Source organism: Pseudomonas entomophila, from assembly GCF_013523125.1.
Lineage (GTDB): Bacteria > Pseudomonadota > Gammaproteobacteria > Pseudomonadales > Pseudomonadaceae > Aquipseudomonas > Aquipseudomonas entomophila_B.
This window is the reverse complement of the sequence record NZ_JAAMQJ010000003.1, coordinates 47142-69538: the sequence shown is the minus strand read 5'-3', so window position 1 is coordinate 69538 and position 22397 is coordinate 47142. Positions and strand designations below refer to the sequence as shown.

At 65.2% G+C, this 22397-nt stretch carries 24 protein-coding genes and 1 riboswitch; of the genes, 10 read left to right on the top strand and 14 right to left on the bottom strand.

Annotated elements, in window-relative coordinates; genetic code table 11:
- Positions 1-53: 53 nt before the first annotated feature.
- The 4 genes from G7007_RS02875 to G7007_RS02860 all read right to left on the bottom strand — a co-directional run bounded on the left by G7007_RS02875 (position 54) and on the right by G7007_RS02860 (position 5174).
- The gene (locus G7007_RS02875) at positions 54-755 is read right to left on the bottom strand and encodes an OmpA family protein (protein ID WP_181098939.1); all 702 of its coding nucleotides are present in this window, start codon (positions 753-755) and stop codon (positions 54-56) included.
- Between the two features lie 101 nt (positions 756-856).
- A complete protein-coding gene (locus G7007_RS02870) occupies positions 857-1549 on the bottom strand; it encodes a sensor histidine kinase (RefSeq protein ID WP_181098938.1) in 693 nt (230 codons plus the stop codon).
- Positions 1546-3153: a tetratricopeptide repeat protein gene (locus tag G7007_RS02865; RefSeq protein ID WP_181098937.1), complete on the bottom strand. Its 1608-nt coding sequence runs from the start codon at positions 3151-3153 to the stop codon at positions 1546-1548. The genes G7007_RS02870 and G7007_RS02865 overlap by 4 nt, the downstream gene beginning before the upstream one ends.
- A gap of 146 nt (positions 3154-3299) precedes the next feature.
- The gene (locus G7007_RS02860) at positions 3300-5174 is read right to left on the bottom strand and encodes a DUF1302 domain-containing protein (RefSeq protein ID WP_181098936.1); all 1875 of its coding nucleotides are present in this window, start codon (positions 5172-5174) and stop codon (positions 3300-3302) included.
- 287 nt (positions 5175-5461) lie between these two features.
- Here G7007_RS02860 and G7007_RS02855 point away from each other — a divergent pair, with 287 nt between their 5' ends.
- The 3 genes from G7007_RS02855 (at position 5462) to G7007_RS02845 (ending at position 8302) form a co-directional block, all read left to right on the top strand.
- Complete coding sequence (locus G7007_RS02855) at positions 5462-6424, top strand: 2-hydroxyacid dehydrogenase (RefSeq protein WP_181098935.1); 963 nt, start codon at positions 5462-5464, stop codon at positions 6422-6424.
- Between the two features lie 48 nt (positions 6425-6472).
- Positions 6473-7471: a class I SAM-dependent methyltransferase gene (locus tag G7007_RS02850; RefSeq protein ID WP_181098934.1), complete on the top strand. Its 999-nt coding sequence runs from the start codon at positions 6473-6475 to the stop codon at positions 7469-7471.
- Positions 7472-7510: 39 nt separating this feature from the next.
- Positions 7511-7630: riboswitch (yybP-ykoY riboswitch) on the top strand.
- Positions 7631-7717: 87 nt separating this feature from the next.
- Positions 7718-8302, top strand: a complete 585-nt coding sequence (locus G7007_RS02845; RefSeq protein WP_181098933.1) for a TMEM165/GDT1 family protein — start codon at positions 7718-7720, stop codon at positions 8300-8302.
- A 106-nt stretch (positions 8303-8408) separates the two neighbouring features.
- Here the strand turns inward: G7007_RS02845 and G7007_RS02840 are convergent, their stop codons facing one another.
- From G7007_RS02840 to G7007_RS02825, 4 genes are all read right to left on the bottom strand, one after another.
- The gene (locus G7007_RS02840; protein ID WP_181098932.1) at positions 8409-9224 is read right to left on the bottom strand and encodes a M48 family metallopeptidase; all 816 of its coding nucleotides are present in this window, start codon (positions 9222-9224) and stop codon (positions 8409-8411) included.
- A 95-nt stretch (positions 9225-9319) separates the two neighbouring features.
- Positions 9320-9943 (bottom strand): SOS response-associated peptidase, encoded by a 624-nt coding sequence (locus G7007_RS02835; RefSeq protein ID WP_181098931.1) that lies wholly within the window; start codon positions 9941-9943, stop codon positions 9320-9322.
- 13 nt (positions 9944-9956) lie between these two features.
- On the bottom strand, positions 9957-10217 hold the full coding sequence (locus tag G7007_RS02830) for a putative signal transducing protein (protein WP_181098930.1): 261 nt from the start codon (positions 10215-10217) through the stop codon (positions 9957-9959).
- Positions 10217-10402: a CPXCG motif-containing cysteine-rich protein gene (locus G7007_RS02825; RefSeq protein WP_181098929.1), complete on the bottom strand. Its 186-nt coding sequence runs from the start codon at positions 10400-10402 to the stop codon at positions 10217-10219. The genes G7007_RS02830 and G7007_RS02825 overlap by 1 nt, the downstream gene beginning before the upstream one ends.
- Positions 10403-10525: 123 nt before the next feature.
- Between G7007_RS02825 and G7007_RS02820 the strand changes: the two genes are divergently transcribed.
- Positions 10526-11689 carry a 1-acyl-sn-glycerol-3-phosphate acyltransferase gene (locus G7007_RS02820; protein WP_181098928.1) on the top strand — a complete coding sequence of 388 codons (1164 nt, stop codon included), beginning with the start codon at positions 10526-10528 and terminating at the stop codon, positions 11687-11689.
- A gap of 139 nt (positions 11690-11828) precedes the next feature.
- Positions 11829-12035 carry a hypothetical protein gene (locus tag G7007_RS02815; protein ID WP_181098927.1) on the top strand — a complete coding sequence of 69 codons (207 nt, stop codon included), beginning with the start codon at positions 11829-11831 and terminating at the stop codon, positions 12033-12035.
- A gap of 363 nt (positions 12036-12398) precedes the next feature.
- On the opposite strand, the gene G7007_RS02810 is transcribed toward G7007_RS02815, so the two are convergent.
- Positions 12399-12983, bottom strand: coding sequence for a YajG family lipoprotein (locus G7007_RS02810; RefSeq protein ID WP_181098926.1), 585 nt, complete (start codon positions 12981-12983; stop codon positions 12399-12401).
- A gap of 145 nt (positions 12984-13128) precedes the next feature.
- On the opposite strand from G7007_RS02810, the gene G7007_RS02805 reads away from it, so the two are divergent.
- Positions 13129-13362 carry a hypothetical protein gene (locus G7007_RS02805; protein ID WP_181098925.1) on the top strand — a complete coding sequence of 78 codons (234 nt, stop codon included), beginning with the start codon at positions 13129-13131 and terminating at the stop codon, positions 13360-13362.
- Between the two features lie 612 nt (positions 13363-13974).
- Entirely contained in the window at positions 13975-15480 is a 1506-nt protein-coding gene (gene mqo / locus G7007_RS02800; RefSeq protein WP_181098924.1) for a malate dehydrogenase (quinone), read from the top strand.
- 47 nt (positions 15481-15527) lie between these two features.
- On the opposite strand, the gene G7007_RS02795 is transcribed toward mqo, so the two are convergent.
- The 3 genes from G7007_RS02795 to G7007_RS02785 all read right to left on the bottom strand — a co-directional run bounded on the left by G7007_RS02795 (position 15528) and on the right by G7007_RS02785 (position 17050).
- On the bottom strand, positions 15528-15818 hold the full coding sequence (locus tag G7007_RS02795; RefSeq protein ID WP_181098923.1) for a PA4642 family protein: 291 nt from the start codon (positions 15816-15818) through the stop codon (positions 15528-15530).
- A 67-nt stretch (positions 15819-15885) separates the two neighbouring features.
- Positions 15886-16356 carry a hypothetical protein gene (locus tag G7007_RS02790; protein ID WP_181098922.1) on the bottom strand — a complete coding sequence of 157 codons (471 nt, stop codon included), beginning with the start codon at positions 16354-16356 and terminating at the stop codon, positions 15886-15888.
- Positions 16357-16492: 136 nt separating this feature from the next.
- Positions 16493-17050: a hypoxanthine-guanine phosphoribosyltransferase gene (locus G7007_RS02785; RefSeq protein WP_181098921.1), complete on the bottom strand. Its 558-nt coding sequence runs from the start codon at positions 17048-17050 to the stop codon at positions 16493-16495.
- A 163-nt stretch (positions 17051-17213) separates the two neighbouring features.
- On the opposite strand from G7007_RS02785, the gene upp reads away from it, so the two are divergent.
- Positions 17214-17852, top strand: coding sequence for a uracil phosphoribosyltransferase (upp, locus tag G7007_RS02780; RefSeq protein ID WP_181098920.1), 639 nt, complete (start codon positions 17214-17216; stop codon positions 17850-17852).
- Position 17853: 1 nt separating this feature from the next.
- Positions 17854-19119 (top strand): uracil-xanthine permease family protein, encoded by a 1266-nt coding sequence (locus G7007_RS02775; protein ID WP_181098919.1) that lies wholly within the window; start codon positions 17854-17856, stop codon positions 19117-19119.
- A gap of 64 nt (positions 19120-19183) precedes the next feature.
- Here G7007_RS02775 and hemH read toward each other — a convergent pair whose 3' ends face one another.
- Both hemH and G7007_RS02765 read right to left on the bottom strand, forming a co-directional pair.
- Complete coding sequence (gene hemH, locus G7007_RS02770) at positions 19184-20200, bottom strand: ferrochelatase (RefSeq protein WP_181098918.1); 1017 nt, start codon at positions 20198-20200, stop codon at positions 19184-19186.
- A gap of 13 nt (positions 20201-20213) precedes the next feature.
- Positions 20214-21131 carry a TIGR01777 family oxidoreductase gene (locus G7007_RS02765; RefSeq protein WP_181098917.1) on the bottom strand — a complete coding sequence of 306 codons (918 nt, stop codon included), beginning with the start codon at positions 21129-21131 and terminating at the stop codon, positions 20214-20216.
- 190 nt (positions 21132-21321) lie between these two features.
- On the opposite strand from G7007_RS02765, the gene G7007_RS02760 reads away from it, so the two are divergent.
- A complete protein-coding gene (locus G7007_RS02760; RefSeq protein WP_181098916.1) occupies positions 21322-22308 on the top strand; it encodes an NAD(P)/FAD-dependent oxidoreductase in 987 nt (328 codons plus the stop codon).
- The last annotated feature ends 89 nt before the right edge of the window (positions 22309-22397 follow it).

The following is a 22397-nucleotide window of genomic DNA, read 5'->3' as shown; positions in this document are numbered from 1 at the left end:
CGGCCTGACCGGCGCCCTCCTCCTCGAAGGACGACGCCAGCCCGGCCCACCGTTTACTGCTGTCCTTGCTGCTGGTAGTCCTGCCCTGGGATCGGCTTGAGATTCACTTCGACGCGACGGTTCTGCGCACGCCCATTGGCATCACCGTTGCTGGCGATCGGTTGGTCTGGCCCCAGACCACGTGCCGAGACACGGGAAGGGTCCACCCCTTGCGAGGTCAGGTAGCTGCTGACCGCCTGGGCGCGGCGCTGGGACAGGTCCATGTTGTGTTGACGGCTGCCGGTGCTGTCGGTGAAGCCAACGACCTCGATGGTGTTCTGGTTGAACTGCTTGAACGAGCCAGCCAGATCATTGAGCGGCTTGTAGAAGTTGGGCGAGATGTTCGCCGAATCGGTGGCGAAGGTGATGTTCCCCGGCATGATCAGCTTGATCTGATCGCCCTCACGCTGCACTTCGACGCCCGTGTTGGCCATGCTTTCGCGCAATGCCGCTTCCTGGCGATCCGCGTAGTAGCCGTAGCCCGCCGCCGCTGCGCCCACGGCCGCCGCGCCGATCAGCGCCCCCTTGCCACGGTGGTTGTGGTCGATGGCCGCGCCTGCCACGGCCCCTGCCAGTGCGCCGAGCCCGCCATATTTGGCCGTCTTGCTCACGCCGCTGGAGGCCTGGCCCTGGTCGGTGTAAGGGTTCTGGCTGGCGCAACCGGACATCACGGCCGCGGCCGTGACTGCGATGACAAGACGCTGCATGTTGAACATGGGCAAGCTCCTACTCGATTCAAAAAGTGCGTGGGACCTCTGGCAGGCCCGTGCCGGTTTGGATCGTGATCGCGGAGAAAAATTCCTTGCCAGGCCGGCCCCTACGGCAGGAACAGCCGGAATACCCCGCCGCCCAGGGTGCCGCCATTGGCGATCTCGATGCGACCCTTGACGCCATCGCGCTCGTGCAACGCGGCAATGCGCGAGGCGAAATACAGCCCCAACCCCGTGCTGCCACTGCTCTGGTCGATGCCCTGGATGAATTCCTGCTGGCGCTCGAGCATGGCCTGCGGATAGCCAGGACCGTCGTCATTGATGCTGATGACCAGTTGCTCGTCCTCTTCGTCGATGGTCAACAGCAAGGCGTGGCCGGCATGGCGCACGGCATTGTCGATCATGTTGCCCACCACCGAGGCCACCAGTTCGCGGTCGAAGAACCCGAGCGGGCTGAAAGCGTCCACGCGCCACGAAGCCAGGATGTCACGCTGCACCAGGACGTCCTGGTGCAACGCCAGCTGCGCCTCGATGAAGTCGTCCAGCTCGTGGTAGTCCGGGCACACCGGCAGCTGGTTGACGCCCAGCTTGTACAGCCCCAGCAGTTGCACCAGCATGCTGTTGAGGTGAGCGAACTCGTGCTCGATCACGCCGTGCTCGACGCCCGTACGCAGGTCCTCCGGCATTCGCCCGACCCACTGGCCATGGGCCTGGATCAGCGCGGCCAGGGAATTCTTCATGTCGTGTACGGTGGAGGCGATCACCGTGGAGAAATCCAGCCCCTGGTTTTCCTGATTCATGCGCCAAAGACTCGAAGGTGCAGTTTACGGTAGCGTTCGTAGCGACTGTCGCTGCTGGGAATGCCCGACACGCCCTGGAGGCTGCTGCGGCATTCTTGCAGGATTTCATCGGAAAGCTTGTCGCCAGCGATCCGTAGCAGGGCCTGGGTGGTGTTCAGGGCGATGCTGATGTTCTTCGGTTGCATGCCGAGCGCGCGCCGGAAGGTGTCCAGCGCCTGCGGCACGGCACCGGCCTGGTAGCTGCGCACGCCCTGGCGGTTGAGCTCGACGGCCTGGGTCACGGCCGTGAGCACACTCGGGTCGTCGGTCAGTTGCGAGACGCTGTCCATGACTTTCGGGTCGTCGCCGTAGGTCTCGACGCAGCTCTTGAGAATGTTGTTGGCCGCGTCGCCCTGCCCCAGCTGCTGCAACTGCCTGGCCACGGTCAGCGCGGCGTCCACGGAGAAGAACTGGTCCATCTTCTCCAGCCGCTGCACGGCCTGCTCGGTGAGCTTGAGCGCCGTGTCGGGGTCGCCGACCTGCTGCAGGCTGGCGGCCTTCATCATGCGCGCGCGTACCTGGATGCCCGGGTCGTCGGCGTTTTCCTTGGCCACTTCGCTGAGTGTGGTGTTGATCTCGACCCGAGCCCGCGCATCCAGGCCTTGGTGCTCGCCCCGGCTCATCAACGCCTGGGCCAGCCCCAGGTTGCATTCCGGGTCCTTGTAGCGCGAACTCTTGCCCTGGTTGACCGCCTGGCGGAAGGCCCTGGCCGCGCCATCGAAGTCGCCGTTCTCCATCGCCAGCTTGCCCAGCAGCGACTGGCGACGTACCGCCAGGGGGGACAGGCGCACGGCTTCCTCGAGCAGGGTCTGCGCGCGCTGGGTATCGCCCTGCGCCACCAACGCCTCGGCCATGCCGTCGTACAGGTTGGGCATGATCGGGAAGGCCTTGAGCGCCTGCTCGAAGACGCCCTGGGCCTGGCCGTACTTGCCCCGCTTGTGCATGAGGTTGCCCAGTGCGGCATAGGCCCACGGCTGCGGACGGCTGGCCAGGATCGCCTTGAGAAACTTCTCCAGCTCCTCGAAACGGTTCAGGTCACGCATGGCATCGGCGCGATAGCGCAGACACAAGGGCGCGAACCGAGGGTCCTTCTTGCACAGCTCGGCGCAGGCGGCCAGCACTTCGCCTGGGCGACCGCGGTCCAGCGCCTGCAGGATCGGCTTGAGCAGGGCCTTGCGCTGGGTCAGCTTTTCCAGCCGCTGCGCCAGCCCCACCCGGTTGAACGGCTTGGTGAGGTAGGCGTCGGGCTCGTGCTCGATGGCACTGAGCACGATGGCCTGGCTGCTTTCGGCCGTGACCATGAGGAACACGCACTCATGGCTGATCAGCTTGTCGATGATCAGGTCCTCGAGCACCTGCTGGCCGTTTTTCTTGCCATCGCCCAGGTGAAAGTCCTGAAGCACGAAGTCGTAGCGCTTCTGCGCGCACAGACGCAGCGCCTGTTCGCCACTGTCGGCGGTGTCCACATCGCGAGCACCGAGCTCGCGCAGCATGGAGCGCGTCGACGTCCGGAAGTCGGTGTAGTCGTCGACGATCAGAAAGGATTTTTGCCCGTACTGCAGCATCTACGCGACCTGTCCTGGTGTAGAAGGGAAATGGCGCATGCCGTTGCCAGACGCCATGCAGGCTATCGACCGCCATCGGAAAAAGATGAGCCGGATTTCACCACAGGCGCCTGATGGCGTCGAGCCATCGTTTGGATCGCGGGCGTTTAGAACGTCACGCTCACGCTCAGCGTCAGGAAATCGCGGTCGCTCAGCGTGCTGTAGGCCCCATCGAAGAAGTTGGTGTAGGCCACGCTGGCCCTGTAGGTGTCCTGGTATTCGGCGTCCAGCCCCAGGCTCACGGCCTTGCGACCTTCCTCGAACGTCGCCTGCGGGCCTGGTGAGTAACCCGATACGTCGTGCGACCAGGCGATGCTCGGGCTGAGGTCGACACCTGCGAAGACATTGTCGTAGTCCCAGGCCGCGCGCGCGCGATAACCCCATGCTGCACGGGTGGTATAGCCTTCGTTTTCGCAATGACGGCCAGGGTCGGCGCTGCTTGCGAAACCGGAACCTTCGTAGGTGTCGCCATTCAACCGAGCGCAGCTGTCTCCGCCCCCTGCCTCGGGCAGAGGACCAGGGCCGAACACGGCATCGCGGCCATAGCGCGCCTGGCGTGTGCTGTCCAAGCCGCCCACGTAGGTGACGCCCAGCTCGCCCATCAGAGTGAAACGGCGCGCGCCCATGACCTGGTCGAACACCTGAGTCAACGAGGTCTGGAACTGGGTGACGTCCTTGCGCCGGTAGCCAGGGGTCGCTTCCCCGACGGCCCCGTCGAGCAACGACGCATTGGCCAGGACGCCACCTGCAGGACGCAGGCTGGCGAACAGGACGTCATGGGTGTTGAGCTGCACGGGCGCATTGGGCCGGTAGCTCAGTTCGCCGCGCCAGGCCATGCCCGTGGAGAGCGTCGTGGCAAAGCTCACCCCGTACAGGCGGATGTCTTCCGGGTACTCCACCGCATAGCGGCTGTTGCCGGCCACGGCCAGGGGGCGCAACGCTTCGGGCAAGGCCTGACTCGCGGCCAGCGCCGATGCAGAGGCGCCCTGGGCGTTCAAGAACGGCGATCGACTGTGGTAGTTCATGAAGTAGGCGCCGAACTCGGTATCCAGCGGCTCGAACAGGTAGTGCAGCGCCAGCCCGAACTGGCCCGCGTCCCGGGCGTCGCGGTCCACGCCCCGAGCGACCTTGACGCCCTCGTCGTCGACAGCCACCCCCTGCCCGGCCAGCAGAGACCGGTCGGCACTCGACAGGGTGCGACGGCTGTCGAGCAGGCGCAGGTTGTCGGTGCAGCCATTGGCCAGGAGATCGGACTGCGAAAAGAACGTGCCGCAATTCTCGCCATCGGTTTGCGCCCACTCGAGCTGATAGAACGCTTCGGCCGACACGGTATCGGTCAGTTGCTGGGACACGTAGAACAGGTTGACGGGCGCCTGACCGTCCTTGAGCTCGGTGCCAGGTCGGCGCAAGGCGCTGACGTCGGTGCGGTTGATGGCATTGATGCCGCCGCCGATGAACAGACCCTCACCCCAGTTCACCACCTGCCGCCCCAGGCGGACCGTGCCGGGCTGCGCGCCGAGGGTGTAATGATGGTAGGCGAACGCTTCGAGCAGTTCGCCGCCAGAGGATCGGGCGCTGCGCGCACGGTGCGAATCGTCGATGTCCTTGAACGGACGGCCTTCGTCCTTGAGTTCGAAGTCGTACCAGTAGCGGCCCCGCAGGTACACGCCGCTGTCGCCATACTTCAGTTCCAGGCCATGCAGGCCGGTGAAGACCTTGGAGAAGGTCTCGCCACGCGTGAAGTTCTGTCGCCCGTCGTCGCCGATCGACGAAAACCCTCGACCGCCATTGTTGGCCCCGATCAGCCCCTTGTCCGGCTTGGCCGTGGACCAGCCGGCACCGATCGACAGCGTGGTGTCCAACTGGGCTTCCACCTCGCCGATGTTGAAGCTGACGCCGAACGCGGGTGTGGCGAGCGAGGATGCCAGGCCGATGGCCATGGGCAGGCGGGCGCGTCGCCAACGGGCGGGGGCGGATGTCATCGACGGTTCTCCAGATCAAGGTGTGTACGCAGAGTGGCGCGGCCGAGTCGCCGCCGCCAGAGGTCCGTGCGGCGGACGTCGCCCGCGCCCGGTGGTCTGACCACGGCAGGCGGCGGGCGTTGCCGGACGCAGTGTAGCGGGAGTGCCGTCAGACTGGCTTGGCCATTTTGGCCTGGGCCATGATCGGACTGGCGGGGCCTGGGCCAACGCACGCCAGACACCGGACTTGTCAACCTGCCCTCCGTTGGGCCACTGTCCACCTCTGCCCTCACGCTAGCGGAGTCTTCATGCCCAGCCCACGCCACGCCGTGTTCCTCGACCATCACTCGCTCGACCTGGGGGATCTCGACCTGTCGCCCCTGCAGCGATTGTTCGATACGTTCACCTTGTACGATGCCACGTCTCCCGACCAGGTTGCCGAGCATCTGCGAGGCGCCTCGGTGGTGGTCACCAACAAGGTCGTGCTCGACGCCGCCACCCTTCAGGCCAACCCGCACATCGATCTGATCCTGGTGGCCGCCACCGGGACCAACAATGTCGATCTGCCAGCTGCACGTGCCCAAGGCATCACGGTGTGTAATTGCCAAGGCTACGGCACGCCTTCGGTCGCGCAACACACGCTGGCACTGCTGCTCGCCCTGGCCACGCGCCTGTGCGACTACCACCAGGCGGTCGCCGAGGGCCGCTGGGCACAGGCCAGCCAGTTCTGCCTGCTGGATTTCCCCATCCTCGAACTGGAAGGCAAGACACTGGGCCTGCTCGGCCACGGTGAGCTGGGCGGGGCGGTGGCACGGCTGGCCGAAGCATTCGGCATGCGCGTGCTCAGCGGCCAGGTACCGGGCCGTCCAGCGCGCGCGGACCGGCTGCCGCTGGACGAACTGCTGCCACAGGTCGATGCACTGACCCTGCATTGCCCCTTGAACGAACGTACCCGGCACATGCTCGGCGCCCGTGAACTGGCCCTGCTCAAGCCAGGCGCACTGGTGGTGAATACCGCACGCGGCGGGCTGATCGACGAGCAGGCCCTGGCCGATGCCCTGCGCAACGGGCATCTAGGAGGAGCGGCGACCGACGTGCTGAGCACCGAACCGCCGGTGGCAGGCAACCCTTTGCTGGCTGCGGATGTGCCACGCCTGATCGTCACACCGCACAGCGCCTGGGGCGCCGTCGAGGCGCGCCAGCGCATCGTCGGTCAACTCGCCGAAAACGCCCAGGCCTTCCTTGCCGGGCAGCCGCGCCGCGTCGTCTAGCTCGACGGCTCTGCTAAACTGCGCCCTTTTTGCCAGGAGACAATCCCCATGGACCCGCGCAGTGAAGTGCTGCTTCGTCAGGCCGAGCTTTTCCAGGGTCAGGTCCTGTTGGCCGGCCTGCCTTCCGACGATCTGCTCGGTCGGCTGCCCCAGGCCCATGGCTGGACCTGGCATGCCGGCGATCTGACACGACTCGAACAGCGCTTCCCCGGACGCGTCCACCATGGTGTCGCACCAGGCGAGCAGGCCTTCGACAGCGCCGTGCTGTTCCTGCCCAAGTCCCGTGATCTGTCGAGCTACCTGCTCGACGCACTGGCGGCCCGGATGAACACCGGCATGCTCTACCTGGTCGGCGAGAAGCGTGGCGGCATCGAAGGCGCGGCCAAGCAGCTGCAACGCTTTGGCACGCCGCGCAAGCTCGACAGCGCCCGGCATTGCCAGCTCTGGCAGGTGCAGGTGAACGACGCGCCGGCGACCACACCACTGGAACAGTTGGCAGAGCGTTTTGCGCTTTCTCTGGAGGATGGTCCGCTGCAGGTGGTCAGCTTGCCGGGCGTCTTCAGCCACGGCCGCCTGGACAAGGGCACGGCGCTGTTGCTGGCGCACCTGGACGGCCTGCCGTCCGGCAAGGTGCTCGATTTCGGCTGTGGTGCAGGTGTGCTCGGGGCGGTGATCAAACGGCGCTATCCGGACAGCGACGTGACCTTGCTGGACGTCGATGCCTTCGCCGTGGCCAGCAGTCGCCTGACCTTGGCGGCCAATGGCCTGGAAGGCGAGGTGCTCAGCGGTGATGGCATCGACGCCGCGCCGCGCGAGCTGACGGTGATTCTCAGCAATCCGCCGTTCCACAGCGGAGTCCACACCCACTACGCCGCAGCAGAGAACCTGCTGCAAAAGTCTCACGAATACCTGCGAAAAGGCGGCGAACTTCGCTTGGTCGCCAACAGCTTCCTGCGCTATCAGCCGCTGATCGAGCAGGCCCTGGGGCAGTGCCAGGTGCTGGGCGAAGGCCAGGGCTTCAAGGTCTACAGCGCACGGCGCAGCTGAAAACAACACTTGCCCAACGCTCTGCAACTCGGCAGAATCCGCCCCGTCCTAGGGGAGTAGTCTCCGCGAGCACCCTGCTCGCCCGGTACGCGTCAACACACTTGGCCCACAGGCCATGGCGCGTACGACCCACGGTCCGCGCAGACGGATCCGGGGTTTGACAAGACCTATGACACGCACACCTTACCCGGGGCGGGGAGGCTGTTCGTGTCATAGCCGTGTCGACCCGCCCCTGTAGGAATCCTGATGTTGGAATCGTTGCTTGTCCCCACTGCCATCGTGGCCCTCGCCGAGATCGGCGACAAGACGCAGCTGCTCGCGCTCGTGCTCGCCGCCCGCTTTCGCAAACCTTGGCCGATCATCGCCGGCATCGTCGCCGCCACCTTGGCCAACCACGCGGCAGCAGGCGCGGTAGGCGCCTGGGTCGGGGATTTCTTCAGTGACACCGTGCTGCACTGGATCCTGGCAGCCAGCTTCGCCGCCACGGCGCTGTGGACACTGGTGCCGGACAAGCTCGACGATGACGAAGCCTCCACGGCACGCCGCTTCGGCCCCTTCCTCACGACCTTGATCGCGTTCTTCCTGGCCGAAATCGGCGACAAGACGCAGGTCGCCACGGTCATGCTGGCCGCGCAATACCCCTACCTGATCATGGTGATCATCGGCACCACCGTGGGCATGCTGATCGCCAACGTCCCCGTGGTACTGGCCGGCAACTTCGCTGCCGACCGGCTGCCGCTGACCTTGATTCGCCGGCTGGCCGCCGCCGCGTTCTTCGTGCTGGCGGCGGTGGCGGTCTATGCGGCGCTGCAGAGCAGTGGGTGGGTGTAGCGGCAAGCTAGGAGCTACAAGCTAGCGCCCTGGAGCATGTCATGCTCGAGGACGCCTAGACGCCACGTTTCAGCTTGAAGCTTGAAGCTTATAGCTTGCCCCTCACCTACTTCTTGGCCGCCTGATAGAGCGGCATGACCTTGGGAATGGCCGCCTGCAACGAGGCGATGCGGCTGCTCGAGGCCGGGTGAGTGCTCATGAACTCAGGCGGCGCGCCGTTGGAGGCCTGGGTCATCTTGTTCCACAGGGTGATGGCGGCGTTCGGGTTGTAACCGGCGCGGGCCGAGAGCTCCAGGCCGATCAGGTCGGCTTCGTTCTCGTTGGAACGGCTGTTGGGCAGGGTCAGGGAGTACTCGACGACCTTGTCGGCCAATGCCAGGCTGGTTTCGCCCAGGCCGAAGATCGCACCCGCGCCCTGGCGTGCCATCTGCACGCCATAGGTCTTGGACATGGCTTCACGGCCGTGCTCGCGCAGGGCGTGGGCGATTTCGTGGCCCATTACGGCAGCCAGCTCGTCATCGGTGAGGTTGAGCTTTTCGATCAGGCCGCTGTAGACGATGATCTTGCCGCCTGGACCGCAGTTGGCGTTGAGCTCGTCGCTGTCGATCAGGTTGACTTCCCACTTCCACTGCGCCGCATCGGGCCGGAACAGCGGCGCCTGGGCGATCAGGCGATCGGCGATGCGCTGGACCCGCTTGGCGTTGACACTGCTCTTCTCCAGCACGCCCTTGCCCGAAGCCTCGCTCAAGGTCTGCTGGTAGGACTGGGCGTACATCGTGTTGACCTCGTCGGTCGACAGCATGCTGAACATGTACTGCTTGCGCTCTACCCCCACGGCTCCGCCGCTGGTGGTGTTCACGGCCTGACAGCCGGCGAGCAGGATGCTAGCGCCCAAGGCGCTGGCGACGAATGACTTGCGCATGAAAACACTCCCTTTTTACGTGCCGCGTATCCTAGGCGTAACGCCGATTTCAAGCCAGCGCCATGCAGCGGTTTGCCTCGTCCGTGCGACGTGCATCACGAAGCCGGGGTCAGGCACTCGGGGGCGTCCAGCGCCGGATCGTTGACGAAGTTGGCGAGCAGCCGCTCGCGCAGGCTGGCAGGTGGCTGGGCGAGCAGTTCATGCAAGCGTGGCATCGGCGTCTGCGGATCGAGCCAGGCGGCTTGTGCGGCCGTGTCGAGCAGCAGCGGGCGGCGCTGGTTCATGACAGCCTGGGTGACCATCGCGCAGCTCAACCAGACCTGATCCTGTACCGGATAGGCCTCCCAGACCGCGGCGAAGGCCAGCAGACCGCCCTGCCCATCCGTCAACCAATAGGGCCGTTTGCGTGCAGTACCGCGCCATTCGTAGAATCCATTGGCCGGCATCAGGCAACGGCGCTGGACGAACGCGTCGCGAAACATCGGTTGATCGGCCAGGGTTTCGGCACGGGCGTGGGCCGGTGTGCGCGACAGATCGGTGAGCCAGGCCGGTGTCAGCCCCCAACGGGCCTGCGTGACGTGCAACTGGCCTTCGAGCAGCCGCTGGATGAGCACCTGCGCGCCGGGTGCGATGTTCCAATGCGGCGGCTGACCGCTGGGAAAGCCTGGCAGCGCCGTGAAGGTGGGCGGCCAGCGAAACAGTGCATAACGTCCAGACATGGGGCGTGGGGGCCTAACAGATCAAGGTGGTGGAAACCGGCTCTGGCTCGTCACCGGCCAGGGGTTGCGCGGTAGTGTACGCGGCGATCAGCGCCCGTGCGCGTTCGGCGTCATCGTCGACCACCATCAAGGCCAGCAGGCCGTGCACTGGCAATTCACCGAGTGCGCCGGTCAAGTGTCGCCCGGCCAGGTGCGCGACCACGCCCTCGCTGGCCAGCACGTCGATCAGCAATTGCGCTTGCATGAGGCTTTCGGGGGCGTAGATCCGTTGCATCAGGCGTCGTCCTCGCTGCGCGTCTCAAGGCTCCACGCATCGCCCTGCACGTGCAGACTGAACACGATCGGGCGGCAGCAGACCTGGCAGTCTTCGATGTAGGTCTGATCGCCGCCGGACAGGTCGACCGATGTGGTCACCGCCTCGCCACAATAGGGGCAGTCGTAGAGCGCTTCTTCGAGCATCGCGGCCTCGGGGATGACTTATGCGTATAATTGCCGGTCTGCCTGTAGACCGCGCCGTTTCGCATCCGTTTGCCGGCAGCGGTGATCACCTTCTACCTTAGTCGTTTCCAACAAGAGAGCATGATGGGCGAATTCGATGCCATCCGACCCTACGACGACGCCGAGGTCCCTGCCGTGCTGGCACGGTTGTTCAGCGACGCGGCCTTCCTCGACATCCTTACCCACTTCCGCTTCCCTCGGGCGGCAGGCGCCTTGGGCTGGCTGCTCAAACCCCTGATCGCTCGCCGCCTGCGCAAGGAATTCGCGGGCGTCGACAGCGTCGCCACCTTGCAGGACAAGGTCGAGCACTACGTCGACAAGACCATCGAGCGTGCCACCGATGGCGTGACCTATACCGGCGTCGAGCAGCTCAAGTCCGGGACGGCCTACCTGTTCCTGGCCAATCACCGCGACATCGTGATGGACCCGGCTTTCGTCAACTATGCGGTCTACCATGCCGGTTTGCCGACGCCACGGATCGCGATTGGCGACAACCTGCTGCAAAAGCCCTTCGTCAGCGACATGATGCGCCTGAACAAAAGCTTCATCGTGCACCGCTCGCTCACGGGTCGACGTGAAAAACTGGCGGCGTATCAACTGCTGTCGGCCTACATCAACCATTCGATTCGCCACGACTGCGTGTCGATCTGGATCGCCCAGGCCGAAGGGCGCGCCAAGGACGGGGACGACCGCACTGATTCGGCGATCCTCAAGATGTTCCACATGAGCCGCAAGGACGAGCCGTTCGGCGAAGTGTTCCAGAGTCTTCACCTGACACCCGTTTCGATCAGCTACGAATACGACCCCTGCGACCTGGACAAGGCACGCGAGTTGTACATCCGGGCAACCACCGGCAGCTACACCAAGGCGCCTGGCGAAGACGACTCGAGCATTGCCAAGGGCATCACCGGCTACAAGGGCCGAGTGCACATCCACTTCGCCACGCCGATCACGGCAGCGTTCGAGGACACCAAGCAGCTGGCGCAGGAAGTCGACCGTCAGGTCCTGTCCGGATACCGCCTGTTCCCGGCGCACTACCTGGCCTATGCCATGTGGTCACAGGCTGAACCCGCCCTCGACGTGCCGACGGCCGACAGCCTGTTCCCCAAGGAGGAGCTGGCGACGGCCCAGGCCGAGTGGCAGCGTCGCCTGGACGCCTGCCCGGTCGAGCACCAGCCGTACCTCATCGAGCAGTACGCGACGCCGGTCCGCAATCAATACCAGGTCAAGGCGACGCTGGAACGCTGAGCAGGCGTGGCAGGCACCACGTACAGCGCCGGACGGCGGTCAGATGGGCGACCGTCGCCCGGTGAGGGTAAAACGCGGTGTCATACGCTCGTCATGCAAAGAGGCCACGCTGTCGGCCTTCTTCGCATGGGAGCCCATCATGTTGCACGCTGAAACCCAGGATCACCTGTACCGGGTCGCGCACAGCGACGAGCAGTCCGCCTTGATCGACGGCTTTTCCATCAACGTTCACGATCGCCGCTGGCTGACGTATTGCGCTCTGGGCGGACATGCCCATCATGATCTGCCAGATGTCGATGCGCAGACGGGCATCAGCTTGCTGGACTGGTCCTTCGAAGCGGCCTGACGGACTGGCGAGCGTCCGCCCGGCGCCGCGCTGTCGTGCAGAGAGCATGGCGATGACCAGCGAGCTCAGAAGCTTTACCGCTGATCCATTCCCAAGACTGCTCATCCATGAGCACGCCGCAGCAGGACCGGCTGTCGCGGACCCTGTGGGAGCGGGCTTGCCCGCGATAGCGTCCGGTCCGTCACCGCCTGCATCGCGGGCAAGCCCGCACAACAGGTCGCGTCGGCCTATCGGACTCGCAAAGCAGTTCAACGTATGCAGCCTATGCCAGACCGGCTGCGGCTAGGCCCTCAAGGCTATGAAAAGCGTGTCGATCACCGCCACGAGACCGGGCGGCGATCGACACCTGGACGGGCGTGGTCGTTACTGCGCCAGTACCTGACCGATGGTCGGATCCTTGAACAGACGCGTCAGCGCATCGCTCAGCACATCGCTGACCAGCTTGGTGTTGGTTTCCTGGTTCGGCGCCATGCCGAAGCGCTGATCCAACGACGCGCCGTAGCGACCGTTGTAGCGACGACCGGCATTGTTCACGTCCGCACGGAAGGTGGCGCCGATGGTGGCTTCGGTCACGTACATCTTGTCCTTGGGCGACTGGTACTTGAGCTCGGCCAGGGTCACGGTCAGCTGGGGCGCGTTGTAGGCGTTGGCGGTTGGCGTGAAGCCCAGCAGACGCACAGCCGCTTCGGCCTGGGCCTGCAGCTTGGGCACGACTTCGTTGCCGCTGACGCTGATGGTGCTGGTTTCCGGGTACAGGCCACCGCGGGTGCCCAGGGACTGGCTCGGACGCCCGTCCACCACGCGCACGACCACCGGCTGGCCACGGCCGACGGCGGCCAACTGGGCATTGAGAGTGGGCTGCGGGCTGAGCTGTTGCGGACTGTGGGCACACCCGACCAGGCTCACGCTGGCCACCGCGATCAAACCGAACAACAGACGTTGCAACATGGGCGATTCTCCAGAAAAGGCCGCAAAGGCCGCAGTATACCCAGCCGCCCGATGAGCGGCCATCGGCCTGCACGGGCTGTCATACAGGGTTCATGGTCGAAGGGTTACCGTGCTCGCACACCCGCTCGCTCAAGGACCGACCGCCATGCTCGCTTTCTGGAACCTGCTGACCCGCCGCCCGGCCTTGCGCGCCTATGCGTACCTGGACGTCCATGGGAACTGCCAAGCCTTCAAGCACTGCGCCGAGCGCCCCGTCGGCGGCGGCTGGGTGGAAATCACGGAAGCGCGCCTGAGCTGGCTGGGCCTGCCGTTGCCCGCCAGTGCGCGGGTGCCGGCGCATTCGCAGGCGAACGGCTGGCGGCGCGGACTGCCGGCCTGAGGCCCTTGGAAAACGACAATTAAACCGCGAATAACGACCTTTCTGCCCGCGACATCGTTATAATCTCCCCCCGATTACAAGGACGTCTCCTGATCGGGCCCCGCAGTACGCCGCTTCCTCGCGAACGGCACCTCCTGACTTCGCCCACAGGGAGCCTTCCACGACAGGTCTTGCATCGGCCCTCGCGCGCGTTTTCACGCGTTCGGCCCCGCTCGACGCTGCGGGTCGTCATCGCACGGCCCACTTTCAGAGGTTCACGCATCCAGAAGAGCGTGAAAGAACGGGTAATTCACAACTTCACAAGAGTGTGGCGAGCAGAATGAACAGTCTGGCAAGTGCAATAGCTGTCGAAGTCCGCAGTAACGCCTTTTTCGACCGATGCACCAGCGCGTCCGGTGGTGCCGCCTGAGGGCGGACCATGACGCATTTCGGACATCTTGACCATTGGTCGAATTGCCGCAGGGCGGCAGGCAGCGTTCAATGCGAAGGCGCTGTGACTGATTGGCGAGTGTCCGTGGCAATGGCAGGCATTGCGAACAATCGGACATGGCGATCCCAGGCACCCCAGGGATCCTGTGCTGTCAATTAGGCTGTAGAGTGTGGAGACGCGGAATGTCGCAGAACGAATCGGTTGATGTGGTACTGGTAGGCGCGGGCATCATGAGTGCCACCCTGGCCGTGCTGCTCAAGGAACTCGACCCCTCGATCCGGCTGGAGGTCGTCGAGGCGATGGACTCCGGCGCGGCGGAGAGCTCCAACCCCTGGAACAACGCAGGCACCGGCCATGCCGGCCTGTGCGAGCTGAACTACACGCCGCAGGCGGCCGATGGCAGCATCGACATCAAGAAGGCCGTGCACATCAATGCCCAGTTCGAGGTGTCCCGGCAGTTCTGGGCCTACTTGAGCCAGCAGGGCCATTTCGGCTCGCCCCGCGACTTCATCAACCCCGTCCCGCACCTGAGCTACGTCGAAGGCGACAAGGGCGTGGCATTCCTGCGCAAGCGCTTCGAGCTGCTCAGCCAGCATCACGCCTTCGCCGACATGGAATACACCGAAGACAAGGCGACGATGAACGCCTGGATGCCGCTGATGATGCCTGGCCGCCCTGCCGACCAGCACATCGCCGCCACCCGCGTGGCCCGCGGCACCGACGTCAACTTCGGCGCCCTGACCAACAAGCTGCTCACCCTGTTGAGCGCCATGCCCGATGCCCAGGTCAAGTACAGCAAGAAGGTCGTCGGCCTGCACCGCAACGGCAGCGGCTGGACCGTCGCCATCAAGGACGTCAACAGCGGCAGCAGCCGCGAAGTGAACGCCCGCTTCGTCTTCCTCGGTGCCGGTGGTGCCGCCCTGCCCTTGCTGCAGGCCTCGGGCATTCCCGAGAGCAAGGGCTTCGGTGGTTTCCCGGTCAGCGGCCAATGGCTGCGCTGCGACAATTCCGAGATCGTCCGCCAACATCAGGCCAAGGTCTACAGCCAGGCGGCCGTGGGCGCGCCGCCCATGTCGGTGCCGCACCTCGACACCCGTGTGGTCGATGGCAAGAAGTCGCTGCTGTTCGGCCCCTACGCAGGCTTCACCACCAAGTTCCTCAAGCATGGTTCGCTGCTCGACCTGCCGCTGTCGGTACGCCTGGGCAACATCGGCCCGATGCTCGCCGTGGCACGCGACAACATGGACCTGACCAAGTACCTGGTCAGCGAAGTGATGCAGTCCATGGAGCAACGGCTCGAGGCGCTGCGCCGCTTCTATCCCGAGGCCCGTGCCGAGGACTGGCGTCTGGAAGTGGCCGGCCAGCGCGTGCAGATCATCAAGAAGGATCCGAAGAAAGGGGGGGTGCTGCAGTTCGGCACCGAACTGGTCTCGGCCGCCGATGGCAGCCTGGCCGCCCTGCTGGGCGCCTCGCCGGGAGCGTCGGTGACGGTGTCGATCATGCTCGACCTGCTGCAGCGCTGCTTCCCGGAGCAGGCCAATGGCGCCTGGAAGCCCAAGCTCGACGAGATCTTCCCGGCACGCGAAAAAGCCCTGGCGGTGGATGCCGAACTGTACCGCAAGGTCAGTGCCTACAACGATGAGGCCCTGCAGCTGGTGCCGCAGGACCACACCGTTCAACCGGCCTGATCGCCGCCGCCGGCCTCCACGCGCGCGAGGCCGGCGGGTTCACGGCATCAGCCGCGCGCGCGCTCGATGACCTGGATGTACTCCGGCGCGTTGCGCTGGTCGGCGATGACCTCGACGAACGTCTTGCCGTGCTCGTCCTTGCCGTCCAGGTCCAGACCGGCCTCCTTGAAGAACCCCACGAACCGTTCGAAGTCGTCGATCCGCAACCCGCGATAGGCCTTGACCAGCTTGTGCAGCGACGGCGACGTCAGCTCGTCGGCAGGTTCGAACACCAGGAACGACTTCACGTAGTCGTCACTGATCTCGTCGCCAATCACCTGTTTCTTGTCTTTACGCATTGCGGGCTCCCCTTGGCCATCGGACTAACACGAAGCCCGGCAGTGTACCTGCGGCCGGTCACGCCGCTCAACGCGCGCGTACGGCTCCCGTGTGCAGGTCAGCCCAAACATGGCCGTTGGCATAGGTGAGGAACTGCACGTAGACGATGTCGTTGCGCAGCAGGTCCATGATCACCCGGTAGTCGCTGATCGGGTAGTTGAGGCTGAGAGTGCGGGTCTTCTCATCGTAGACGGGCTTCTTCAGGCTCTTGCCGCCTTCGCCATCGAAGCTGAGCAGCACCTGCGCGACGGTCGCGCCCTTGCTCAAGGGCTTGCCCTTCAGGCGCAGGGTCACCGACGAGGTGATCGGGATCGGTTGCTGGTCGGACTGGCGCTGCGTGCCGACGACCACCGAGTACTCGGTGACCTGCAGCAACTGTTGGCCCTCGGGGGCCTGCTGCCGGACGTTGAGGTCATCCGGCGGCAGGAACTGGCCGTGCAACGGGGCGGCGGACAGGGGGAGTGCCACGGCCATCAACAAGGGGAGGAAAACGCGCATGAGGGACTCCTTGGCAGAGGGAGTCGCACTCTAGCATGCGCCTTCAGGACGAATGGACGTGGAAATCCTGGACGCACGCCCAGCCCGGCATGACGCCTGGGAACCGATACGCCACGGCGCTGCGCCTAGAGCGGGTTCAGAGCCCCTTGACCGCGAAGATGCCGTTGGCGTTGCGCCAGTAACCCTTGTAGTCCATGCCATACCCGAAGATGTAACGGTCCACGCACGGCAGGCCGACGTAGTTGGCCTTCAGGTCCGGGCTGGCCTTGCGGTCGTGGTCCTTGTCGATCAGCACGGCGGTGTGTACCTCACGCGCGCCGGCATGGCGGCAGAAGTCGATGATCGCGCTCAAGGTATGCCCCTCGTCGAGGATGTCGTCGACGATCAGCACGTCGCGATCGATGAACGAGATTTCAGGCTTGGCTTTCCAGAACAGCTCCCCGCCGCTGGTCTGATTGCGGTAGCGCGAGGCATGCAGGTACGACACCTCCAGTGGGAACTGCAAGTGCGTCAGCAGTTTGCCAGCGAAGATCAGGCCGCCGTTCATCACGCAGAAGACCACGGGGTTCTTGTCGGCCATGACCTGGCTGATCTGCTGGCCGACCTGGGCGATCGCCGCCTCGACCTCAGCTTCGGTGTACAGGCAGTCAGCTTCGCGCATGACGTGATTGATGTGCTCGAGGTCGACGGACATGACGGTCTCCAGGGGGCGCGGATGAGAAAAGCGGGCAAAGGTACGCACCCGTCGACGCCAGATCAAGCGTTTATGGACTAACGTGCAGAATGACTGCGACATGCCGTGCTGAATAGATTAATCTAGCGCGGTTTTTTTGCCCGCCTTCCGGAGCTTACCTTTTATGCCCATTCGTGAGATCCGCCATCCGCTGATCCGCCACAAGCTCGGCCTGATGCGCCGTGCCGACATCAGCACCAAGAACTTCCGCGAACTCGCCCAGGAAGTCGGCGCGCTGCTGACCTACGAAGCCACCCAGGACCTGCCGCTCGAGACCTACGAGATCGACGGCTGGCACAGCAAGGTGTCGGTCGAGAAGATCGCCGGCAAGAAGATCACCGTCGTGCCGATCCTGCGCGCCGGCATCGGCATGCTCGACGGCGTGCTCAGCCTGATCCCCGGCGCCAAGGTCAGCGCCGTGGGCGTTGCCCGCAACGAGGAAACCCTCGAGGCGCACACCTACCTGGAAAAGCTGGCCCCGGAGATCGATCAGCGTCTGGCCCTGATCATCGACCCGATGCTGGCCACCGGCGCCTCCATGGTCGCCACCATCGACCTGCTGAAAAAAGCCGGTTGCCGCGACATCCGCGCCATGGTCCTGGTGGCCGCGCCGGAAGGCATTGCCACGGTCGAAGCCGCGCACCCGGACGTGCGTCTCTACACCGCCTCCATCGATCAGTGCCTGAACGAGGACGGCTACATCATCCCTGGACTGGGCGATGCGGGCGACAAGATCTTCGGCACCAAGCAGAAGGACGCCTGACATGCAGGAGGGTTTCAACGACCCGCTCTGGCGTCAGGTCGTCTCCGGCGCGCAGATGCTCTTCGTGGCCTTCGGCGCGCTGGTGCTGATGCCGCTGATCACCGGCCTGGACCCTAACGTGGCGCTGTTCACCGCCGGGTTGGGTACCCTGCTGTTCCAGGTGGTGACCGGCCGTCAGGTGCCCGTCTTCCTGGCATCGAGCTTCGCCTTCATCACCCCCATCATCCTCGCCAAGGGCCAGTTCGGCCTGGCCGAGACCATGGGCGGCGTGATGGCGGCCGGGTTCGTCTACACCTTCATGGGCCTGGCGGTGAAGATCAAGGGCACCGGCTTCATCGACCGGCTGTTGCCGCCCGTGGTGATCGGCCCGGTGATCATTTCCATCGGCCTGGCCATGGCCCCCATCGCCGCGAACATGGCCATGGGCAAGTCAGGCGATGGCAGTGTCCTGCTGCCGTACAAGACCGCCATGCTGATCTCCATGCCCGCGCTGCTCACCACGCTGATCGTGGCCGTGTTCGGCAAGGGGATCTTCCGCCTGGTGCCGATCATCGCCGGCGTGCTGGTCGGGTTCGCCCTGTCGTTCGCCTTCGGCGTGGTCGACACCGCCAAGATCGTTGCGGCGCCCTGGCTGGAGCTGCCGAATTTCACGGCACCGGCCTTCAACTGGCAGGCCATCCTGTTCATCGTGCCTGTCGCCCTGGCGCCTGCGATCGAGCACATCGGCGGCGTGATCGCCGTGGGCAGCGTGACCGGACGTGACTACCTGAAGACGCCCGGCCTGCACCGTACCCTGCTCGGTGACGGCATCGCCACCACGGCAGCCGGCCTATTCGGCGGCCCGCCCAACACCACCTACGCCGAAGTCACCGGTGCGGTGATGCTGACCAAGAACTACAACCCGAAGATCATGACCTGGGCAGCGGTGTTCGCCCTCGTCCTGGCCTTCATCGGCAAGTTCGGCGCGCTGCTGCAGAGCATCCCGGTGCCGGTCATGGGCGGCATCCTCTGCCTGCTGTTCGGCTCGATCGCAGCGGTCGGCCTCAACACCATGATCCGCCACAAGGTCGACCTGGCCGAAGCGCGCAACCTGGTCATCGTCTCGGTGACGCTGGTCTTCGGCATCGGTGGGGTCTTGGTCGGCAGCGGCGATGGTCCGGACGACTGGGGCCTGAAAGGCATCGCGCTGTGCGCGGTGGTAGCCATTGCCCTGAATCTGCTGTTGCCAGGCAATGACAGCTGGAAGCACAAGGCCGCCGACGACTGATCGGCGCCTCGTGCACCGACGACGTCAGCGACGCCCTGGCCCTTGCGGCCAGGGCGTTTTCGTTTCACACCGCCCGGCACATCCCGGCCAACGTCCTGGCCCACGCCGGATCATCGTTCAGGCACGGCACCAGCACCAGCTCCTCGCCGCCGGCCTCGACGAACTGCTCACGTCCGCGATCACCGATCTCTTCCAGCGTCTCGATACAGTCGGCGACGAACGCCGGGCACATCACCAGCAGGCGCTTGACCCCCGCCTTGGCCAGTTCGTCCAGTCGTGTTTCGGTGTAGGGCTCGATCCACTTGTCGCGCCCCAGGCGTGACTGGAAGGACACCGACCATTTGCCATCCGGGATGCCGGCCTGACGCGCGAAGGCCTTAGCGGTCGCCAGGCACTGGCCCCGATAGCACACCGCTCGCGTCTGCGCATCCGCGTCCTGGCAACAGTCCGGCGCCCGCAGGTCGTGCTTGACGCCTTTGGCGAACAGCTTCTTGAGGTGCCGCTCCGGGAGACCATGGAAACTGAGCAGCAGGTGATCGTAAGGCTGTTCCAGGTGAGGCCGGGCACTGGCCGCCAGCGCCTCGATGTACACGGGCGCGTCGTAGAACGGCTGCAGCACGCGCAGACTCAGCGGCAGCTGCTTGGCCTCGACGGTCTGGCGCGCCAGCTCCACCACCGTGGTCACGGTGCTGTCGGCGAACTGCGGGTACAGCGGGGCCAGGGTCACCTGACGCACACCCTGCGCGGCCAGCCGCTCGAGCACGTCCGGCAGGGCCGGTTGGCCGTAGCGCATGGCGAACTCGACCGGCCCGTGCGGCCAGTGCTCGACCATCGCCGCTTGCAGGCGACGGGTCAGCACCACCAGGGGCGAGCCCTCCTCCCACCAGATCGAGGCGTAGGCATGGGCCGACTGCTCGGGGCGCTTGATCAGAATCAGCGATACCAGCAGCCGCCGCAGGGGCCAGGGCAGGTCGACGACGTAAGGGTCCATCAGGAACTGGTCGAGGTAGCGCCGCACGTCGGCCACCGACGTGGAGTCCGGCGAACCCAGATTGACCAACAACAACGCATGATCGGTCATGCCGTATCCTATGTCAGAGGCGCTCGGACAGGGCGTCCAGCGCCGATTTCAAGTCAGTGAAGCGAAACACGAAGCCCGCTTCGCGCAGGCGCTCCGGCATCGCGCGCTGCCCGCCCAGCAGCAGGTTCGACATCTCGCCCAGGCCGGCCTTGAGCAGGAACGCCGGTACCGGCAGGCAGGCCGGTCGATGCAGCGCACGCGCCAAGGCCTGGGTGAAGTCGCGGTTGCGCACCGGCGCCGGGGCGCAGGCATTATAGGGACCGCGGCAATCGCCGTGCTGCACAAGAAAATCAATCAAGGCGATCTGATCGTCGATGTGCACCCAGGGCATCCACTGCCGACCATCGCCGATACGGCCACCCAGGCCCAGCTTGAAGGGCACACGCAAGCGCGCCAGCATGCCACCGTCCGACGCCAGCACCAGGCCGGTGCGCACCCGCGCCACGCGAATGCCCAGCGCCTCGGCGCGCTGCGCGGTTTCTTCCCAGGCGATGCACAGCTGGCTGGCGAAGTCCTCCTTGACCGGAGGCGACGCTTCGGTCAATTCCCGCTCGCCGCCGTCGCCGTACCACCCGACCGCCGACCCGGAGACCAATACCGTCGGCAAGGTGCTGCCCGCCTGGCGACGACGCTCGAACCAGGCCAGCAACTGCTCGGTGATGCCGATGCGGCTGGCCCAGAGCAGTTGCCGTCGCGCTGCGCTCCAGGGGCGGTCGGCGATCGGCGCGCCGGCCAGGTTGATCACCGCATCGACAGGGTCATCGGACGCGATGTCATCGAGCCGAGCGACACCTCGCACGGCCTGTCCACAAGCACGCGCCACCTGGTCGGGCGTGCGGCTCCAGATCGTCAATCGATGGCCCTGGGCCAACCAGTGGCGGCAGAGATGGCGGCCGATCAGACCGGTCCCACCGGTCAGCACGATATGCATGGTTTGCATCCTCTTCGGTTCAGCCATGGTCTATCGTCAAGACCAAGGCACTTTTCGGGGCATACGTTCTCCGATAAACATAGGCCAACCTGTTGCATCGAGCGGATCAGACCTTATACAACGCCGCAGGATTGTACAGGTATGCCCTGGCGGCACCGACCGCCCTCACGCACGGTTCGAAGAGGCCAACATGACCTTACCCATCGCCATCATCGGCGCCGGCATCGCCGGTCTGTCCGCTGCCCAGGCCCTGAAAAAGGCCGGGCATTCCGTCCACCTGTTCGACAAGGGCCATGGCAGCGGTGGCCGCATGGCCAGCAAGCGCAGCGACGTCGGCGCGCTCGACCTGGGGGCGCAATACTTCACTGCCCGTGATCGTCGCTTCGTCGATGAAGTCCAGCAATGGACCCAGGCCGGCTGGGCCAAGCTCTGGTCACCCCAATTGTTCCAATACCGCCATGGCGAGCTGAGTCCTTCTCCCGACGAACAGCCACGCTGGGTCGGCGTACCCCGCATGAGCGCCATCACCCGCGGGCTGCTCGACGGCCATACCGTCAACTTTGGCTGCCGGATCACCGAAGTGTTCCGTGGCCAGGCGTACTGGCATCTCCAGGATGCCGACGGCAACAACCACGGCCCTTACAGCCGCGTCGTGATTGCCGTGCCAGCGCCCCAGGCCACGCCTCTGCTGGCGGCCACGCCCAAGCTGGCCGCCGTGGCCGCCAACGTGCAGATGGAGCCGGTCTGGGCCATCGCCCTGGCGTTCACCCAACCGCTGGAAACCCCCATGCAGGGGTGCTTCGTGCAGGACAGTGCCTTGGACTGGGTGGCACGCAATCGCAGCAAGCCAGGGCGCGATGAGCTGCTCGACACCTGGGTACTGCACGCGGCCTCGGCATGGAGCAAGCAGCACATCGACCTGCCCAAGGAGGCCGTGGTCGAGCAACTGCGTGGCGAGTTCGCCGAACTGCTGCAGTGCACGGTGCCCGAGCCGGACTTCAGCGTCGCCCATCGCTGGCTGTATGCACGGCCCGCAGGACACCATGAATGGGGCGCCCTGGCCGACGCCGACCAAGGGTTGTACGCCTGTGGCGACTGGTGCCTCTCGGGCCGGGTGGAAGGTGCCTGGCTCAGCGGCCTGGAAGCAGCGCGCCGCCTGCTGGAGCACCTGGAGTGAGACTCGCCTGCGCAGCGGTGGCATGAAGCCGGTTTTTGCAAGGGAATTGCCCTGTACACGCGCTGTCCCCTGTACAGGTATTTTCCGGA